The following is a 17,572-nucleotide window of genomic DNA, read 5'->3' as shown; positions in this document are numbered from 1 at the left end:
ATCTCCTCTATGTACGCGTTTGCTTTATTACTGATGCAATTTTATCAGCAGAACCTTCAATAACATAACTCTTTATGTTTTTGGATAGGATACTCCGTTTTTCTCCATTCTCCAACAGGTCAGTGACAGCTTCAAGAAAATTCTTGGCAGTCACGTCGTTTTCAAGGACGATGGCGGCTGAAGTCTTTTCCAACTTCCGGGCATTTACCACCTGGTCTCCCCTGCTTGCCTTAACTGGCAGGGGAATAAGTATACTGGCACACCCGAAATGGGCCAATTCACAGATTGATCCCGCACCTCCCCTGGAAACAATGACGGTGCTCTCCCTATACAGGGAACCCATTTCCTTGCCAACAATTTCCGTTGCAAAGTAATTGGCATGCTTGATTGCACGAAAATCACGTTTACCGCATTGGTGGTAGACAAAAGCCCGTTTACATAACTCATCCAGATTTTCTCTTACCAGTTCATTGATCTGTTGTGCTCCCTGGCTCCCTCCCATGATAAAGAGCAAAGGAACATCGCTTGCAATATCCAAGGTTTCCCTTATCGAGCCCAGGGGTTCATGTAACAGTTCCCCCCTGATTGGATTTCCAGTGACAATTGTTTTGTTCGCAGCAAAGCCTGAGGCCGCTTCAGCAAAACCAAGGCAAATATACCGGGCAAACGGTGCAATGAGTTTTGTTGCCAACCCAGGTGTTGCATCACTTTCATGGGTCACCACAGGTATACCCAGGATCCTGGCCGCAAAAACAGGGGGAACGGAGACAAAGCCACCCTTGGAAAAGAGAACATCCGGTCGTTTTTTCGCAAGGATTGCGAGGGCCTGAAAAAAGGCGACAACCAAATGAAAACAATCCGACAGGTTTCTCAAAGAAAAATACCTGCGAAGTTTTCCGCTCTGAATCGGAAAAAATTCTATATCCTCGTTTTCTATCGCGGTCCTTTCCTCATTATTTTCCCGGCCTATCCAGAAGCATTGATACCCTGGTTCTGTTTTGAGTATCTCATGTACGGCAAGGGCAGGGAGAATATGTCCAAAGGTACCGCCACCTGTAAAGCACACCATCATGGGCTGAGTATACCACAAATCCGAAAAGGAGGATATTCAAGTCGTATCATTTTGATACAATGCGGGTATTTTTGCCCCACAAATTTACAAAGGTTGGGCTTTTCTCTCCGAGTAGTTATGAGTATACTGGTACAGTATCGAATGTATGCATAATCTACCTCTAGAAGCGAGTCATCAATGGGAACATCATTTTTTACCAAGATTTTTGGAACAAAACAAGATAAAGATTTACGGGCACTTTACCCTTTAGTACTACGCGTCAATGCCGAGGAAGCTTGGGCAAAAGGCCTTTCCGATGAGCAATTCCCTATACAGACCGCAGATTTCAAGGCGCAAGTAGCAAAGGGAGCTTCACTGGAGTCTCTTCTTCCAAAAGCCTTTGCACTGGCACGGGAAGCAGCTCTCAGGGTTCTTGGCGAACGCCATTACGATGTACAGATCATGGGTGCCGTAGTTCTTCATCAGGGAAATATCCTTGAAATGAAAACTGGTGAAGGAAAAACCTTGACATGTGTTCCTGCAGCCTACCTGAATGCCCTTGAGGAAAAGGGCGTTCATATCATAACGGTCAACGATTACCTCGCTAACCGTGACTCCTCCTGGATGGGACCCGTATTCGAATTTCTTGGTTTGAGCGTAGGGGTAATTCTTTCCGATCTTGATAACGAAGCACGTCGCATAGCTTACAATGCCGACATAACCTATGGAACCAACAATGAATTCGGGTTCGATTACCTCAGGGACAACATGAAATGGTCCTATGCAGACAAGATCCAGCCCAAACACCATTATTGTATCATTGATGAAATTGACTCCATTCTCATTGATGAAGCCCGTACCCCACTTATCATCAGCGGACAAAGCGAGGATGATTCTGCCCAGGTCATGGGTGCCCAGAAAATTGCACCGTTCCTTGTTGAATGCGAGAAGAATCCCGACACCAATGATTATTACGAACAGGATCCCCTTGCCAGATTTGACAAGAATTCAGGTGATTTTGATGAACGGGGTGACTACAAGCTTGATGAGAAACAAAAAAAGGTATCCTTTACCAGTCAGGGTATGACCCATATGGAAGAGCTCTTGGTCAAGAACAACACCATCAGCGGTAGTCTCTATGATGACGAGAATTTTGAATATGTCCATTATGTCACCCAGGCTGTCAAGGCTCTCCGGCTTTATGCCAACGACGTGGATTATGTGGTTGCTGAAGGTCAGGTCCAGATCGTCGATGAATTCACTGGACGTATATTGCATGGCAGACGCTACAGCGATGGATTGCACCAGGCAATCGAAGCCAAGGAAAAAATAAAGATCCTGGGACAGAACAAGACCCTGGCAACCATTACCTTCCAGAATTTCTTCAGGATGTACGACAAGATCAGCGGTATGACAGGAACGGCCGATACGGAAGCCCCTGAGTTCCTCAAGATCTACAAACTTGACGTAATTGTCATCCCGACCAACAAACCGATCGTACGAAAAGACCTTGCCGATCTGGTTTATTATAACGAACAGTTCAAGTATCAGGCGATTTGCAATGAAATCGAACAGGTACACAAGAAAGGCCAGCCCATACTGGTTGGTACGATCAGTATCGAGAAGAGCGAGATGCTTTCTGTCCTTCTGAGAAAAATGGGCGTACGACATGAGGTTCTCAATGCAAAGAACCATGCCAGAGAAGCTTTGATCATTGAGGAAGCAGGAGCCAAGGGCGCAGTTACGATTGCAACGAACATGGCTGGACGTGGTACCGATATCAAGCTCGGAGGCAGCCTTGAGGCCCGGGCTCGTCGTCTTTGCGGTACCGAGGCAACTCCTGCGGAATTGGTGGAAGCAACCCAAAGAGCCTACCCTGCCTGGAAAAAGGATTATGAGGAAGTCAAGGAACTTGGCGGTCTCTATATCATGGGTACTGAACGTCATGAATCCAGACGTATCGACAACCAGTTGCGTGGACGTGCAGGACGACAGGGAGATCCGGGAACCAGCCGTTTCTATGTTTCCCTGGACGATTCTTTGATGCGTCTGTTCGCAAATGACAACATCAAGTCGATGCTTGGAAAAATTGGGATGCAGGATGGTGAACCGATTGAACACAAACTGCTTTCCAATGCCATTGAAAAGGCACAGAGACGAGTCGAGGATCGAAACTTCGAGATAAGAAAACATTTGCTCGATTATGATGATGTCCTTAATGAACAACGTAATTTCATGTACAACGAACGGGATACCATTCTTACCGAGGATCATCTGTTGCAACGTGTAATGACCAGTTGCCATGAAATCTCCGATGCCATTGTCGAAAAATGTTTTGCTGATACAAAGAACAGCGAAACGGACCCAGGTGTAAAAGTTCTTGAAGAAATTGATGCACAATTCCACCTTACAGTCCCTCCTTTGACAGCGGAAGCCAAGAAAGATGAATATAAGGCTCATCTTATTGAATGTATCGACAAAGAAGTGAATGACAAGGTAGAGATGACCGGAGAAAAACCCTTCAATGACTTCCTCAGGTTCAATTATCTCAGGCAGGTGGATATTCGTTGGCAAGATCATCTCATGGCCCTTGAAGATCTGAGGGATGCCGTAGGACTCCGTTCGTATGCACAAAAGAATCCTTTGGTGGAATACAAGGTCGAAGGCTTCGAGATATTCTCCCAGATGCTCGATGATATCAAGTCATTCATGGCAGAAACTCTTGTAAGGGTGCAGATTACCCACTCCGATGACCAATACAGCAGGAAAACAGCCAAACATAAAACGGTTGAATCCCATTCTGCTAAAGGAGCTTTCAGTGGTACCGCCGCGGCCGCCAGGGCCCAGGGACAGCAAAGTGGAGAGACCTCCCCTGTTACCGTCAGACGGACGACCCCGAAGGTTGGACGCAATGATCCCTGTCCTTGCGGGTCAGGCAAGAAATACAAGAATTGCCATGGCAAGAATGCGTAAAGGAAATTGAATATTACATTTAGTTGACCGAGATTAAATTAAAAATTTCATTGAGGAAGAAAAAAGGCTGAAACTAATGATTTCAGCCTTTTCCCATAAAGGTTAAAATTCCAAAGATATAATAATATTATTCTACTCTAAATATTTATCAAGCTCTGTCAAAGCCTCAATGATTTCTTTCATAGTCCCCTAGTCAAATTCTTCTCCTTCGCACTCTTCAGTGGTTCCCTTGATAAGGTATTGCCATTCACGAGGTTCTCCTCCACTACCAAGCAATTCCTCAAGGCTTTATAAAATTAAATCCTTCGAGCTATACGTAAAATTCATGTTCCGACATGCCTTACCTAATTTTTTGTTATTTCTTTATTCCCAATATTAATAAGAATTGTTCAAGCGTCTTCCTTGCTATTTTTCAAATCAGGGTTCAGACTAAAATAGTTATTGCTAAAACGCACTAATGAAAAATCTATTCCAGAGCTTTCTTATAATGCTAATTCCTTTTGGAATTAAAAATAATTTTTAAATATATGGATCATGTTTTTAAGAGGTGAGAATAGTAATTAATTTGCAAAGCTTGAATATTCAATTGGAAGGTAAAAAATAATGAAAGAAATTTTTCCAAATCTTTTTATCGGGAATCAAGAAGACTTTGACAGATTCGTTAAATTTCAACAAAACTGGGCAACGATTCATGCTTGCAAAGAGCCATATCACAGAAAAGCAGTCGGATATACAGGACGTTCTTGTTCTAAAGATAATGCTGAATATTTATTAGCTATTCGCGACGATGAATTGATGCTCAATCTTGTAGATGTGGCAGATCCTCTATGGATATCTCCCATCATTATTGATAAAGCAATTAGCTTTATTTCAGAAAAATTGGATGAGGGAAAAAAAGTATTGGTTCATTGCAACCAAGGTCATTCTCGTTCAGCGATAATCGGATTATTATTCTTGGCAAGCAAGGGTTATTTCTCAAAACTATCCTTTAAAGAAGCTGAAATCAAATATCTTAAAATTTATCCAGATTATTTTCCGGCAGGTGGAGTTAAAGGCTATGCAAGACAAGAATGGTCAAAATATCGAATTGATCTAGAATAAAGATTCTAAATTTTTATTGAACTATGACCTTTTTCTGTAAATATTGAAGGTGCATGGGAAAGGACTCTCAGCTTTAGTTGAAAATGTTATCAAAAAGCATGAGTAGAACTCTACTTCCCTTGCTTTATATAGCACATCCACTAACTGATAAAAACTTAAATCAATCTTTTTATACCTTTTCTAGAAGAACTGCGCAGGGTCAAGGAATATCCCCGATTGCTCTATGCTGAAGAAGAGCGTGGGCTTGTCGTAATCGGTACCGCTGGTTCCGATGCTTCCCAGGGTTTCACCCTTGGCGACTTGCACGCCTATCTTGACCTCTACATTCTCGAGGTGGGCGTAGGTGGTCCTGTAACCACCTTCATGACTAACCACTACGAATCTGCCTTTGCCCTTGGCTTCATAGCCTGCATCCACTACATTTCCCGCCGCGGCGGAAATTACGGCAGCTCCGGGTTTTCCTACAATCTGTATACCATTGGAACTCTCTGAATTACCGTTTGCAGGATTCTTGTAAGGCTGTCCAAACAAGAGGGTAATGGTTCCGCTTGCCGGACGTTGGAACTGAACCACCGCTACATCGGCCATTTGTGAAAGAGCAGGAGAAGAAGCATCAGGAATGAACAACCTCTGCCCGACTTGAATATTTTCGTTGGTGAGTCCATTGAGTTCCTGCAAAGTCTTCCATCCAAGATTTGGATTGAATTTTCGTGCAATGGAAGAGAGCATATCACCTTCCCTGACAGTATAGAGCTGACCATCCCTGTCAGGAATTCTCAAGACAGTACCTTCCTTGATCGCCTGGACATTACGAATCTGATTTACGCTGATCAAGGTCTGGGTTTTCAGACCGTACAACTGAGCAATGGAATTCAAATCCTCTCCCGTAGAAACGGTATGATCCGCATACTGAATTGTCTTGGTATTGGCAATCTTGCGCTCATTGTCCCCAAAGGACTTCGCCTGATTGTCAAGAACCACCGCATCAGGAGAATTTACATTTTGAGGGGAAGTGGCATCTGGTGCAGGAGAAACAGGGGCAAGTGGAATCGGAGAGGTTACAAGAGGAGCATCAGCTATGACTTCCACAGGTGTACTTGCCAAGGAAGTATCGGTTTTGACAGCGGGAGCAACCTGGGCATCATTGGGAAACAACCGATACCAAATAAAGATGACAACCACACAGAGAGCAATTCCCAGGAGCACGGTCCAAATGATCCCTCTCGAAGGTTTTCCTTCTGCATAATCGTATTTCGACCTTTTTGAAGATCGATCTATCATATCATCATAGTTGTCTTTTCCCATAACTCGACATTACCTTTCTTACATAGTATTATAAAACAATCATGGCTACCAGTCCAAAACAATCATATTACAAACTCTTTGCAATTTCCACCATCGTTATCTTTGCCCTTTTGCTGATTCGCGTCGGTTATATTGTCTTTGCAGGAAATCCTTCAAGAAAAATTTATCAGGACCCGAAAGTAGCCTCCACCGTAGTCAGGGGGACCATCTACGATCGCAACGGAAAAATATTGGCTATCCAAACCCCTTATTATGGACTCTATTTCCACCTTAATGAAATAGATGACTTGCAAAAGGCGGCCGAACTGGTTGCACCCTTTGTAGGAATGAATCCAGATCAAGTACAGCTTCAGGCATCCCATTATACAACCTATGCACAGATAAAGAGAAAAATAGATCCTGACAAGGTAGAACCCTTGCAACAAGTCATACAACGTGCGGGACTGAGCAGGGAACTTTCCGTTGTCAAGGAAATGGGAAGAACCTACCCTGCCCAATTCCATGCAGCCCAGACCATAGGCTTTACCGATAACGAAAACAAGGGGTTGGAAGGAATCGAATATACCCAGGAACAATATCTGGACCCTTTTCCTGAACTCGGGAACGAAGAAGTAACCTATGGACAGGATATAACCCTTACCCTCGATATAGACATACAATATCTGCTTGATCTGCAAATGCAATCAATTGCCGATGTCCACAATCCTGACTATGCCATGGGCATAATCCTGGATGCCAAGAACGGGGATATTCTCGCTCTATCGAGCTATCCTTGGTACAATACGAACGAAGTCAACCATTCCAACGACGAGGAAAGACTCAATCACGCTGTGAATTATCTCTATGAACCAGGGTCGGTATTCAAGATATTCAGTTTGGCAGCAGTAATGCAAGTAGGACAAGCAGACCTGCTCACCCCTTTCCAGTGTGATGGTTCCTATACCTTTGACAGCGGTAACGGAAAAATGGTGACTATAAATTGCACGGAACCACACGGAACGGTAAATCCCAGGACAATGATACAAAAATCCTGCAATGGGGCCATAGCAACCTGGGCAATGGAAACCAACAGCCAGGATTTCTATGAACTTCTCAACAAATTTGGTTTCAACCAAGCCTATGATATCAATCTTCCTTCAAAATCCAAAGGAAGCATACAAGATCCCTCAAAATGGTCAGGACGTTCCGAGGCAACCATTTCCTTTGGTCAGGAATTATCGTCCACGGCCCTGCATCTCGCTACAGCAGCCACCGTTTTCACAAATAAGGGAGAATTGCTTGCTCCCCATCTTATCCTCTCCAGAAGCGTCGGCAATGCCACGGGTAAACTCGGAAAGGTACTCTATGAACGAGAGCGCACCGTACAACGTCAGGTGGTCTCCGAATCAGTCGCATCAAAACTGCTTTCCTATATGCAAAGTGCCACAGAAAAAGGCGGTACTGCAATAAATACCGCAGTGGACGGAATCCTGGTCGGGGCAAAGACAGGAACCGCCCAGATTCTCAATAATGAGACCAACAGCTATTCCGATGGCACTGTACTTGCTTCCACAATGGCAATAGTTCCTGCAGATGACCCAAAATACATCATCTATATCGCAGCAGGAAATCCCAAAGGCAATACCATCTGGGGAAGCAACATAGCTGCACCGGCAATTGGCAAAGTAATAAAGGCCCTGGTGAGCCAAGGTAAGCTGACCAGTTCCAAATCCGTTCAATTATAAAGATTATTATTGCATGGAAGTACTTTGGGGAATTCCCATTGTACTGAAATCCAGAGAGAAACCCTGGAGAAACCCAAGGAGCAATTCATTTGAAACCTTATGCAAATCCTGAGGGACTTTCTGGCCATCAGTCATGAAGAGCAAAGGAAGTGAATGTTTCTTGCTGAAACTCAAGATATTACCCAAGTTTTCTGTCTCATCAGTCTTGGTAACAACCATTCCCGAAAGATTATAGGAACCAAGCAGTTGAAGATACCGTTCCATATCTCGCAATTTATGGGAAGCACTCACTGCCAGATAATAGACAGTATCATCCTTGGGCAAAACAGAAAGCATAGTCTTTACCTTAAGGGCCAATTCCCCTTCCTTGGGGCTTTTGCCCATGGTATCGACCAAGATCAAGTCATAATCTGCCAATTTTCCAAGAATTCCCGATAACTCCTCCTCTCCACTGCAGCAATACAAATCCAGATGCAAATCCTTGCAAAAGGCATTGATCTGGGCATAAGCTCCTGCACGAAAAGAGTCCAGGGAGAGAAAAGCAACCTTCAGCTGACAATCCTGGGGAACTATCTGGTTATAAAGCACTGCAATCTTTACCAAAGTAGTGGTCTTGCCTACTCCCGTAGGTCCCAACAGGACAAAAAACTTGGGAGGATGGGAAAAGGAAGCATGGTCTATTTCAATGTTATCTATGACGTATTCAAGAATTTGCATTTCGAAATCTTTCTTGGGAAGCAAAGGATCCTGTGAAAGAATCTTTTCTTCCGCAGAATCGATATACTCATCGCCAAAGTCATTTGCCTTTAGCAAATCCTCCAACATTTTCTTTCCCTGCGAGGGAGCAACCATCTCGGGAAGAAAATCGGACGAGGGTATTTTTTCCTCGACCACGGAAGGAGATACCTCTTCTTTCTTTTCCTCAACAGCAGGAATTATGTCTTCTTTTACAGGTTCAACAAGATAGAAAGTTATCTCACAGGTAGGTTTCTTTCCAAAGAGAGATCCACTTGTACAATCTTTTCTGGTATGGACTCTCACAGCAGGCCCGTATTCACTACGGGCCTGTTTGAGAGCCGAATCATAATCATTGGCAACGATCGTAATAAAATCCACTATCTTCCCTTTAAAGAATGAACTTGGAAAGATCCTGGTCCTGGACTACATCCCTAAGCCGTTCATCCACATAATGGCCAGTTATGGTAATCTGTTGACCGGAAAGCTCATCGGCACTGAAGGAAAGCTCTTCAAGCAATTTCTCCATAACCGTAAAAAGCCGTCTTGCCCCAATGTTATCATTGGTATTGTTCACCTCGTAGGCAATCTCGCTTACCCGTTTGATTGCCTCTTCGCTAAATACGATATCAACTCCTTCGGTCTTTAGCAACTCCCTATACTGCATCGTAATTGCATTCGCAGGTTCAGTGAGTATCCTGTAAAAATCTTCCGCAGTCAGGTCATCAAGCTCCACACGAAGGGGAAAACGTCCTTGCAATTCAGGTATCAGGTCACTCGGCTTTGCCACATGGAAAGCTCCGCTTGCTATAAAGAGAATATGGGTGGTATCGATTACTCCCCACTTGGTAGTGACATTCGTTCCTTCAATGATTGGCAGGATATCTCTCTGGACACCCTCACGGGAAACATCGGGACCGTTGCCACCTCCGCCACCGGTACTGGCAACCTTGTCAATTTCATCCAGGAAAACAATACCCATCTGCTCGACTCTTTCCTTTGCCTCATCTATGGCACGGTCATTGTCTACAGCCTTATCAGTCTCTTCCTCGGTGAAAACCTCACGAGCCCTCTTGACAGTCATCTTACGATTATGACCGCCCCTATTATTGCCAAAGATGGATCCAATGCTTTGCATTGCGTCCTGCAAGTCATCCATATTTGCCTGACCAAGGACTTCGATACCAACCTGTTTGCGACTCTGGACATTGACTTCAATTTCTCTGTCATCAAATTTTCCGTCACGCAACATTTGCCTGAACTTCTCTCGAGTCGTACTCTGTGTATCGGAAAAGGAAGTATCAGCGGGAATCACCTGGGTCTCTTCCTTGTTGAGGGAAGGAAGCAAGAGATCGAGAAGACGTTCCTCCACCCTTTGTGCAACCTGTTCTGTCTGGCTTTCGGCCAATTCTGCCTTTACCTGCTGGACTGCGATGCTCATCAAATCACGGATTATCGACTCTACGTCACGTCCGACATACCCTACCTCGGTATACTTGGTAGCCTCGACCTTGATGAACGGGGCATTCGATAGCTTGGCTATACGCCTGGCGATCTCGGTTTTTCCCACCCCGGTAGGTCCTATCATGATTATATTCTTGGGGGAAACTTCATCTCGGATATCCTCAGGCAACATTTTGCGTCTGCTCCTGTTTCTGATTGCTACCGCAATTGTTCGTTTCGCCTTGTTTTGTCCAATTATATATTTATCGAGCTCCTTCACGATTTGGGAAGGTTTCATCTCGTCAAGTTTTTTGGTACTGATATATTCCATATTCCTTAAAGCTCCTCAACGATGATCGAATCATCGGTATAGATGCAGAGTGTCGAGGCTATCAAAACGCTCTTGACAGCAATTTCCTTCGCTTCAAGCTCCGGAGACGCATCAAGATAGGCAAGAGCAGCAGCCAATGCATAATTTCCACCACTTCCGATACCAATCGCATCCTTCTCGGGATCTACGACATCACCTGCCCCGTTGATCAAGAAAATCTTTTTGCCGTCACTGACAAGCATCATGGCCTCGAGCTGCCTCAATTGCTTATCTGTTCTCCATTGCTTGGCCAATTCAACCGCAGAACGGGTCAAATCCCCATTGAATTGTTTCAGTTTTTGCTCGAAAAGCTCAAACAATGTAAAAGCATCAGCCGTGGTCCCTGCAAACCCCGTGATAACCTTGCCATCATACAAGGTCCTCACCTTATGGGCGTTTGACTTCAGGATTGTATCACCTGCGGTTACCTGTCCATCTCCGGCGATGGCTACATGACCATTCCTTCTAACCGCGACTATTGTCGTTCCCTTGAAACTACTCATTCTCTTTCCTTCCATGCGGATGACAGGATGCATATACCCTTGCCAGCCTTTTTTGTGTTACATGTGCATAAATCTGGGTCGTGGAAATACTTGAGTGACCAAGCAGTTCCTGGACCAAACGTATATCAGCACCGTTATCCAGCATATGAGTGGCATAACTATGCCTCAGCACATGCGGTGTAAAATCTTTTTGCCAACCAAGCTTGCGCTTATATGACTTGAAAATACTACCAACAGTGCTCATCGGCAACTGTTTTCCTGCATCAGAGCAAAACAACAAACTTGAAATCCGGGAATCAAGAATTTGTTTCCTATCCTGCAAGTCATGCTTCAAGGATAAATAATACGAAAGCCGATCCCTTGTAATGCCGGAAAAGAATACAAAACGAACTTTATTTCCTTTTCCCACAATCGGAATGCGTCCCTTTTTATAATCGATATTCCCTTCCCGAATGGACAACGCCTCGCTGATACGACACCCCGTATCATATAAGAAAGCAAACAACAGCAAATTCCTTGCCGAAGAAAAACCGACGGCTTCAAGGGAAAGCAATTGCCCTACCTCTCCTACGGTCAACACTGAAGGAAGGTGACTCAGTGCCTTTTTCAGGGAAATAAGGCCAAAAGGATTGGTTCGTATCAAGTCGATTTTTACCGCATGACGAAAAAAGGTGCGGGTCGCACTGAGAACGCGATTGACAGTTGCCTCGCTGTATTCCTTGGTATAGATAAGATACCGGACAAATTGTCTTGCATCATGTTCAGTCATGTCAATGACCTCAAGGCCAAGGCCCTTGGCAAAGGAGGAAAGCAAGTGCAAGTCCTTTCCATAGGAGAGTACGGTATTGGCACTGGACATCCGTACATTGGCAAGATAATCCAGAAACTTTGCAACTTCATCTTCCCTGGATTCATTCTGTTCCATGACTCAGACTATAACACGTGTTTCCGTAACGATACAACGCTTCCTTTTCACTGCAGACCTGCAAAGAAAGATTTCTTGGTAATCCCTGTGAGCTGGCAAAGGCAGGATATCCTGAAACCAAGGGGCAACCTTCGTCCTCCAGACGCCTTGTTCCTTCATTGACAGGAAGATTTCTGAGTCCTTGTTCATGGACAAAGACCTCTCGCCCCATGTCCAGGGCAAGCGAGGCACAAAGGAGTGCCCCGCTTTTGCAAGGAGCCTGCACTACCACCAGACAAGAGGAGAGCGCAACGGTAAGATAATTTCGACCGAGGCAACGCCATCGGGAAGCTTCTTGGTTCGGTTCAAACGGGGAAATGAGGTTACACCCCGCAAGGCCTCTGTTCTCCGTTATCCTTCGGGTACCCAGACCACAATCACAACAGACATAGGCACAGGTCCCTGCCTGCCGGGTACCATATAAGGCTGACCGATCAATTCCCCGGCTATGACTGGTAACAATATGAATATCATTCAATCCTGCCTCCAGAGCAAAGGAATAGCTGGCTTCCGCTCCCAAGGTATCAGGATATCGGGTACCGCATAGAGAGACCAGACATTCATTTTCTTCAGGAAGCCTTCCTCGATAGCAAAGTCGGAAAGGCGGATTGTCTTCCAGAGCCAACCTGGAGGGATAGCCCTTCATACCGAAAAAGATGATATGCATTTCAGTTTTTGAAAGAAAAGCGAGAAACTCATCCACTCTTTTACGCAAACCAAGCAGGTGATATCGTTTTTCCAAGTCCGAAAAAGAAGGAGTGCTTTTGACCAGGACGAGCTTTTCCCTACAGGAAAGGGGAAGCATGGAAATTGCAAGGACAATTGAAAGTCTCATACCCTGAAAAGGAAAGAAAAGCTATCGAACGCTTCATTGAATCCCGAGCATTCCAAGAACAACTTTTGCAAGCAACAGAAACAATACCAGCAGCAGTACGGGTTTCACTACCTTTGCCCCGCCTCTCAAAGCCAGGCCACTACCGATATAACCACCAAGGATGGAGCTGAAAGCACAGGGAATTGCAATGCCATAGTCGATATTCCCCCTGATGATGAAAGTCGCAAGGGCAGCAATATTTGAGGCAAGATTCACGACTTTCGCCGTTCCACAGGACTTGAGCAGATCAAGCCCTATTACCGAAGTGAAGATCAGGGTCAAGAACATACCTGTCCCCGGCCCGAAGAAACCATCATAAGCACCGATGACCAGGCCACTGGCCCCGCTCAGAAATAAGGTGGCCTGTTTGGTGCGTTCCCTGGCCTGTCCGAAGTTCGGTTTTACCATCATGAAAATGGCAATGGCAGGAACTAAAAAGACCAGAAGGTACTGCAAGTACAGATCTGCATACAAGGCAGCAAGATTGGAACCAATAAGGGAACCTGCAAAGGAGAGAATAACGGCAAGAGTACCTACCCTCCAATCAACCTGGCCACCTTTGATATATCGTATGCAGGCAATGGTCGTTCCACTCGTAGAGGCAAACTTATTGTTTCCCAGGGCTATCTGGGGAGGAAGCCCCACCGCAACGTAGGCTGTAAGAGTTATAAGCCCTCCTCCACCTGCTATTGAGTCGATGATGGCCCCGATTGCGACAATCGGACAGAGAATCCAGAGAACACTCATTTTTTTCCTTCCTCCGGATTTCCATGAAAAGCTGTATAAGCTCTCTTCAGGTCATCAGTATGCACATGGGTATAGATCTGCGTGGTCTTGATGTCACTGTGTCCCAGCAATTCCTGCACGGAACGTAAATCAGCCCCTCCCTCCAAGAGATGGGTTGCAAAGCTATGCCGCAAGGTATGGACTTTTGCAACAAGGCCAACCTTGTCACAGTATTGTTCGAATCGCTTATATACAGCCTGCCTAGTCAACGGATGCCCATTGCGTCCGACGAACAGAGCTTTTTCACAAAGATTTTCCTTCACCAAGTCCACCCTGATTTTCAAAAGGTACTCATCTACAAAAGACTGGGCTATTTCTCCTACTGGTACGAGGCGCATCTTGTTTCGTTTTCCCAGGACCCTGAGAGAACGTCCCTCGTAATCAGAGACCTTCAAGTCACAGGTTTCGCTGATACGCAGACCGCAGGAATAGATCAACTCAAACAATGCACGGTCACGAAAGCCCAGGGGATCCGACACATCGATAACGCTGAAAAGAGAATCAATCTCCTCCAAGGTTGCCACGGAAGGAAAGCGTGTGCCGATTTTTGGGTTCTCCAGTTGCATAACCGGATTGTCTTCCCTGATTTTGCTGATCTGGAGGTATATAAAGAAAGAACGCAAGGAAGAAAGGTTTCTTGCCAGCGTTCTTGCCGAAAGTTCACGGTCCTTTTTGGAAAGCGAGAGATAGGTCTCGATATCCTGAAGGGAAACAGAAATCACATCCAATGATAAAGATCGTAAATAACCCAAAAAAAGGGTTATCTCCTGGGTATACACATTCAACGTGGCTTTTGAGAGCCTTCGTTGCAACATCAAGTAATCACCGTAATCATCAATTAGCTGAAGATCTGCCTCATAAGACATACTTACTTCTCATCAGGGTTTCTGGTATACCTAAGCACAGCCGGAATGGAATAGTCACTTGAATTCCCCGTAGGAGCCTTGCCAATCTGCTTTTGCAGATCCTGCCAGCGATTCACCTGTATGGAACCGATATCGCCTTCCGTTTCGCTCTTGTGGGAATCTTGTGAAGACTCTCCCTCAGACCTATCAGTTGAGGCAGAAGATGTATATCGCCTCTTTGCAGTATTGATATCGGCAAGTTCCGCACCAATTACCTCATCCTTTCGTTCAAATCCAGTGGCAACCACGGTAACCTTGATCCTGTCACCCAATTCAGGGTTGAAAGCCTGACCGGCAATGATCAAGGCATCCTCGGCACAATTTTCCGTTATGATTTCAACTACATCCTGGTATTCCTGCAAGGTAAGGTTGTCGCTTCCCGAAAGGTTCACCAAGACACTCTTTGCCCCTTCTATGGTCGCATTCTCCAGCAAAGGGTTGCTGATCGCCTGACGGGCAGCATCCACGGCCCTATTGGCGCCTTCACCGAAGCCGATACCCATCAAGGCATCGCCCTTTCCCTTCATGACTGTCCGTACATCGGCAAAATCGATATTTATTTCGCCTGGTTCGGTAATGAGTTCACTTACCCCCTGGACTCCCATATACAGCACTTCATCAGCCATGAGGAATGCCTGCTTGATCGGGGTATTATTCTCCACGACCTTCAGCAGATATTGGTTGGGGATTATAATGAGTGTATCCACTTGCTTGCGGAGTTTTTCAATTCCAGCCTGGGCAAGCATCAACTTCTTCTTGCCTTCAAAGGCAAAAGGAGTCGTTACGACTGCAACGGTCAAGGCATTGCAACTCTTGGCTATCTCAGCTACCACAGGGGCAGCCCCTGTTCCCGTTCCGCCACCCATTCCGGCAGTGATGAAAACCATGTCCGCATTCTCGAGTTCATGGCGAATATCTTCCTTGCTCTCCTGGGCGGCTTTTTCACCCACCTCGGGAATGCCACCGGCACCCAAGCCCCCTGTCAGTTCCTTACCGATAGGAATCCTTATCTGGGCGTTTGAACGTTGCAGGGCTTGCATATCCGTATTCATGACTACAAACTGGACTTTTTTTAGCCCGCTTGCAATCATGCGGTTAACTGCATTTCCCCCGGCGCCACCAACACCAAGGACCTTGATGACTGTCGCAGTTGCCTGCTCGTCCTGAACCATATCCTCTACTTCAAACATTCCGAAATCCATATCAAAATCCTTTGCCACCAGGCTACAATTAAAACAAAGTCCTAAAAAATCTCTTTACCTTGGAAACAGGCCCATTCTCTTGCCTTCGGGGAGCATCCCTTTTAGCCTTGCCACCAGTTCCCACTTCCTTCACCTTCCGAGCCTCACTCTTGAGCAAACCAAGTACTGTAGTATAACAAGGACTGATGTAATTCCTGTCCAATCCACCAATTGCCTCGGGGAAACCCAATCGTGCGGGAAGACGGAAAATCTCGCTTGCAAGTTCAGTCACTCCACTTAAAAGAGATCCTCCACCCACAAGGACGACCCCGCCTCCAAACGAACCCTGTACATTTGCCTTTTCCAAGTCATTTTGCAGGCGGGAAAAAATCTCCGCCATACGGGGTTCGATCACCTTGCTCAATTCCTTTTTTGGCATCCTTATCGAGGGCAATCCACCAACCTGGGGAATGGTTACCATTTCCTCGCTCGAAACCGAAGGAACATAGCTATGACCTGATTCACATTTTATCTGTTCGGCCACCGCCCTGGTTTTGTTGAGTATATAGGCAATATCTGCTGTTACGGCCTCTCCACCAAAATTCACCCCACCTGTATAGACAGGGGCCCCGTGGGTATAGGCAATCATATTGGATACCCCGCTGCCAATATTGATGAGGATGGTTCCCATCTCTTTTTCCTCGGGACTGAGTACTACTTCAGAATCGGCAAGACTCTGCAGGACCATCCTTTGTACGGTAAGTCCCGAGCGCTGGATGCACTTGCGCTCATTCTGGCAGATGGAAGAGCTGGCAGTGACAATAAGCACCCTGCTTTCCAATCGATGTCCGAGCATGTCAATAGGGTCTTTTATTCCCACTTGGCCATCAATTTGAAAATCCTGGACAAGCGTATGCAATATTTCGCGATCCTGAGGAAGCTCAAAAGCCCGGGCTACCTCAAGGGAACGATAAATATCCTCTCTCTTGATTTCCTGGTCCTTGCTGTTTATCCCCACGACCCCGGTACTGGGGATACCAATAATGTGTTCTCCCCCTATACCAATAATGACTTCGGAAATCTCGGCCCCAGCCTGGAGTTCGGCCTCGTTGATCACCGATTGTATGGTTTTCAGGGTCTGCTCAATATTGACGATCGAACCTGCCCTGACACCCTCACTCGGACGTTCACATATGCTGTCAACCATCAGCAAGCCCTCTCGGCTCACTGAACCGATTACGCATCTGGTCCGGTTTGTGCCAATATCAAGCCCCATCAACATTTTATCACCAGCCATATTACAGCAACCTCCTAGCTGTTCGGTCTCAATATCTGCGTACCATTGCACTCTTATAAAGATCATAACGCAGCGGACCCGTGCTGAGGAAGGAAAGGGAATTCTCGCTATCCTCCACTACCAAGGCAACCGCAGAAGCAATCCTCTCGGTGCTTACGGGCTCCCTTACCCAAAGTTGGGCATTGATAGATGAGAATTCCAATACCATCTTTCCAAAGCTGTTACTACTATTATTATCGTATTTGATGCGAGTTATCAAGCTGGAATCTCCATCAAGGGACGAAGCAAGCTCCATTACCTTCAAAAAAGTCTCATCAGTACCATATTCCTGTAACATAGTAGCATATCTTTGCGGAACTT

The 17,572-nt window shown here is 45.7% G+C and carries 15 protein-coding genes; 3 read left to right on the top strand and 12 right to left on the bottom strand.

Annotation, left to right across the window (positions count from 1 at the left end):
- Window positions 1–7 precede the first annotated feature (7 nt).
- Window positions 8–1,072, bottom strand: a complete 1,065-nt coding sequence (gene murG, locus ACHZBG_RS17565; protein WP_320130768.1) for an undecaprenyldiphospho-muramoylpentapeptide beta-N-acetylglucosaminyltransferase — start codon at window positions 1,070–1,072, stop codon at window positions 8–10.
- A 177-nt stretch (window positions 1,073–1,249) separates the two neighbouring features.
- On the opposite strand from murG, the gene secA reads away from it, so the two are divergent.
- On the top strand, window positions 1,250–4,024 hold the full coding sequence (gene secA / locus ACHZBG_RS17560; RefSeq protein WP_320130767.1) for a preprotein translocase subunit SecA: 2,775 nt from the start codon (window positions 1,250–1,252) through the stop codon (window positions 4,022–4,024).
- A 603-nt stretch (window positions 4,025–4,627) separates the two neighbouring features.
- On the top strand, window positions 4,628–5,125 hold the full coding sequence (locus ACHZBG_RS17555; protein ID WP_320130766.1) for a dual specificity protein phosphatase: 498 nt from the start codon (window positions 4,628–4,630) through the stop codon (window positions 5,123–5,125).
- A gap of 180 nt (window positions 5,126–5,305) precedes the next feature.
- Here ACHZBG_RS17555 and ACHZBG_RS17550 read toward each other — a convergent pair whose 3' ends face one another.
- Entirely contained in the window at window positions 5,306–6,430 is a 1,125-nt protein-coding gene (locus ACHZBG_RS17550; protein WP_320130765.1) for a M23 family metallopeptidase, read from the bottom strand.
- 41 nt (window positions 6,431–6,471) lie between these two features.
- On the opposite strand from ACHZBG_RS17550, the gene ACHZBG_RS17545 reads away from it, so the two are divergent.
- Window positions 6,472–8,154: a penicillin-binding protein 2 gene (locus tag ACHZBG_RS17545; protein WP_320130764.1), complete on the top strand. Its 1,683-nt coding sequence runs from the start codon at window positions 6,472–6,474 to the stop codon at window positions 8,152–8,154.
- A gap of 6 nt (window positions 8,155–8,160) precedes the next feature.
- Here the strand turns inward: ACHZBG_RS17545 and ACHZBG_RS17540 are convergent, their stop codons facing one another.
- The 10 genes from ACHZBG_RS17540 to ACHZBG_RS17495 all read right to left on the bottom strand — a co-directional run.
- On the bottom strand, window positions 8,161–9,270 hold the full coding sequence (locus ACHZBG_RS17540; protein ID WP_320130763.1) for a hypothetical protein: 1,110 nt from the start codon (window positions 9,268–9,270) through the stop codon (window positions 8,161–8,163).
- A gap of 10 nt (window positions 9,271–9,280) precedes the next feature.
- Window positions 9,281–10,663 carry an ATP-dependent protease ATPase subunit HslU gene (gene hslU / locus ACHZBG_RS17535; protein ID WP_320130762.1) on the bottom strand — a complete coding sequence of 461 codons (1,383 nt, stop codon included), beginning with the start codon at window positions 10,661–10,663 and terminating at the stop codon, window positions 9,281–9,283.
- 5 nt (window positions 10,664–10,668) lie between these two features.
- Window positions 10,669–11,205 carry an ATP-dependent protease subunit HslV gene (gene hslV, locus ACHZBG_RS17530; RefSeq protein ID WP_320130761.1) on the bottom strand — a complete coding sequence of 179 codons (537 nt, stop codon included), beginning with the start codon at window positions 11,203–11,205 and terminating at the stop codon, window positions 10,669–10,671.
- Window positions 11,198–12,130, bottom strand: a complete 933-nt coding sequence (locus ACHZBG_RS17525; protein WP_320130760.1) for a tyrosine-type recombinase/integrase — start codon at window positions 12,128–12,130, stop codon at window positions 11,198–11,200. The genes hslV and ACHZBG_RS17525 overlap by 8 nt, the downstream gene beginning before the upstream one ends.
- Complete coding sequence (locus tag ACHZBG_RS17520; protein WP_320130759.1) at window positions 12,117–13,004, bottom strand: DNA-processing protein DprA; 888 nt, start codon at window positions 13,002–13,004, stop codon at window positions 12,117–12,119. Before ACHZBG_RS17520 ends, ACHZBG_RS17525 begins: the two co-directional genes overlap by 14 nt.
- A gap of 33 nt (window positions 13,005–13,037) precedes the next feature.
- A complete protein-coding gene (locus ACHZBG_RS17515) occupies window positions 13,038–13,790 on the bottom strand; it encodes a TSUP family transporter (RefSeq protein WP_320130758.1) in 753 nt (250 codons plus the stop codon).
- Window positions 13,787–14,695 carry a tyrosine recombinase gene (locus tag ACHZBG_RS17510; RefSeq protein ID WP_320130757.1) on the bottom strand — a complete coding sequence of 303 codons (909 nt, stop codon included), beginning with the start codon at window positions 14,693–14,695 and terminating at the stop codon, window positions 13,787–13,789. The genes ACHZBG_RS17515 and ACHZBG_RS17510 overlap by 4 nt, the downstream gene beginning before the upstream one ends.
- Window positions 14,696–14,697: 2 nt before the next feature.
- On the bottom strand, window positions 14,698–15,936 hold the full coding sequence (gene ftsZ, locus ACHZBG_RS17505) for a cell division protein FtsZ (RefSeq protein ID WP_320130756.1): 1,239 nt from the start codon (window positions 15,934–15,936) through the stop codon (window positions 14,698–14,700).
- A gap of 28 nt (window positions 15,937–15,964) precedes the next feature.
- A complete protein-coding gene (ftsA, locus tag ACHZBG_RS17500; protein ID WP_320130755.1) occupies window positions 15,965–17,212 on the bottom strand; it encodes a cell division protein FtsA in 1,248 nt (415 codons plus the stop codon).
- Window positions 17,213–17,240: 28 nt separating this feature from the next.
- The coding region (locus ACHZBG_RS17495) for a hypothetical protein (protein ID WP_320130754.1) at window positions 17,241–17,572 on the bottom strand (332 nt) is incomplete at its 5' end.

Source organism: uncultured Sphaerochaeta sp. (assembly GCF_963676625.2).
Classification (GTDB): Bacteria; Spirochaetota; Spirochaetia; order Sphaerochaetales; family Sphaerochaetaceae; genus Sphaerochaeta.
This window is presented reverse-complemented; position numbering and strand designations above follow the sequence as displayed.

Bases quoted from the DNA above. Each gene is read 5' to 3' on its own strand.
- murG (WP_320130768.1), bottom strand. From the start codon at position 1,072: ATGATGGTGTGCTTTACAGGTGGCGGTACCTTTGGACATATTCTCCCT.
- secA (WP_320130767.1), top strand. From the start codon at position 1,250: ATGGGAACATCATTTTTTACCAAGATTTTTGGAACAAAACAAGATAAA.
- ACHZBG_RS17555 (WP_320130766.1), top strand. From the start codon at position 4,628: ATGAAAGAAATTTTTCCAAATCTTTTTATCGGGAATCAAGAAGACTTT.
- ACHZBG_RS17550 (WP_320130765.1), bottom strand. From the start codon at position 6,430: ATGGGAAAAGACAACTATGATGATATGATAGATCGATCTTCAAAAAGG.
- ACHZBG_RS17545 (WP_320130764.1), top strand. From the start codon at position 6,472: ATGGCTACCAGTCCAAAACAATCATATTACAAACTCTTTGCAATTTCC.
- hslU (WP_320130762.1), bottom strand. From the start codon at position 10,663: ATGGAATATATCAGTACCAAAAAACTTGACGAGATGAAACCTTCCCAA.
- hslV (WP_320130761.1), bottom strand. From the start codon at position 11,205: ATGAGTAGTTTCAAGGGAACGACAATAGTCGCGGTTAGAAGGAATGGT.
- ACHZBG_RS17525 (WP_320130760.1), bottom strand. From the start codon at position 12,130: ATGGAACAGAATGAATCCAGGGAAGATGAAGTTGCAAAGTTTCTGGAT.
- ACHZBG_RS17520 (WP_320130759.1), bottom strand. From the start codon at position 13,004: ATGAGACTTTCAATTGTCCTTGCAATTTCCATGCTTCCCCTTTCCTGT.
- ACHZBG_RS17515 (WP_320130758.1), bottom strand. From the start codon at position 13,790: ATGAGTGTTCTCTGGATTCTCTGTCCGATTGTCGCAATCGGGGCCATC.
- ACHZBG_RS17510 (WP_320130757.1), bottom strand. From the start codon at position 14,695: ATGTCTTATGAGGCAGATCTTCAGCTAATTGATGATTACGGTGATTAC.
- ftsZ (WP_320130756.1), bottom strand. From the start codon at position 15,936: ATGGATTTCGGAATGTTTGAAGTAGAGGATATGGTTCAGGACGAGCAG.
- ftsA (WP_320130755.1), bottom strand. From the start codon at position 17,212: ATGGCTGGTGATAAAATGTTGATGGGGCTTGATATTGGCACAAACCGG.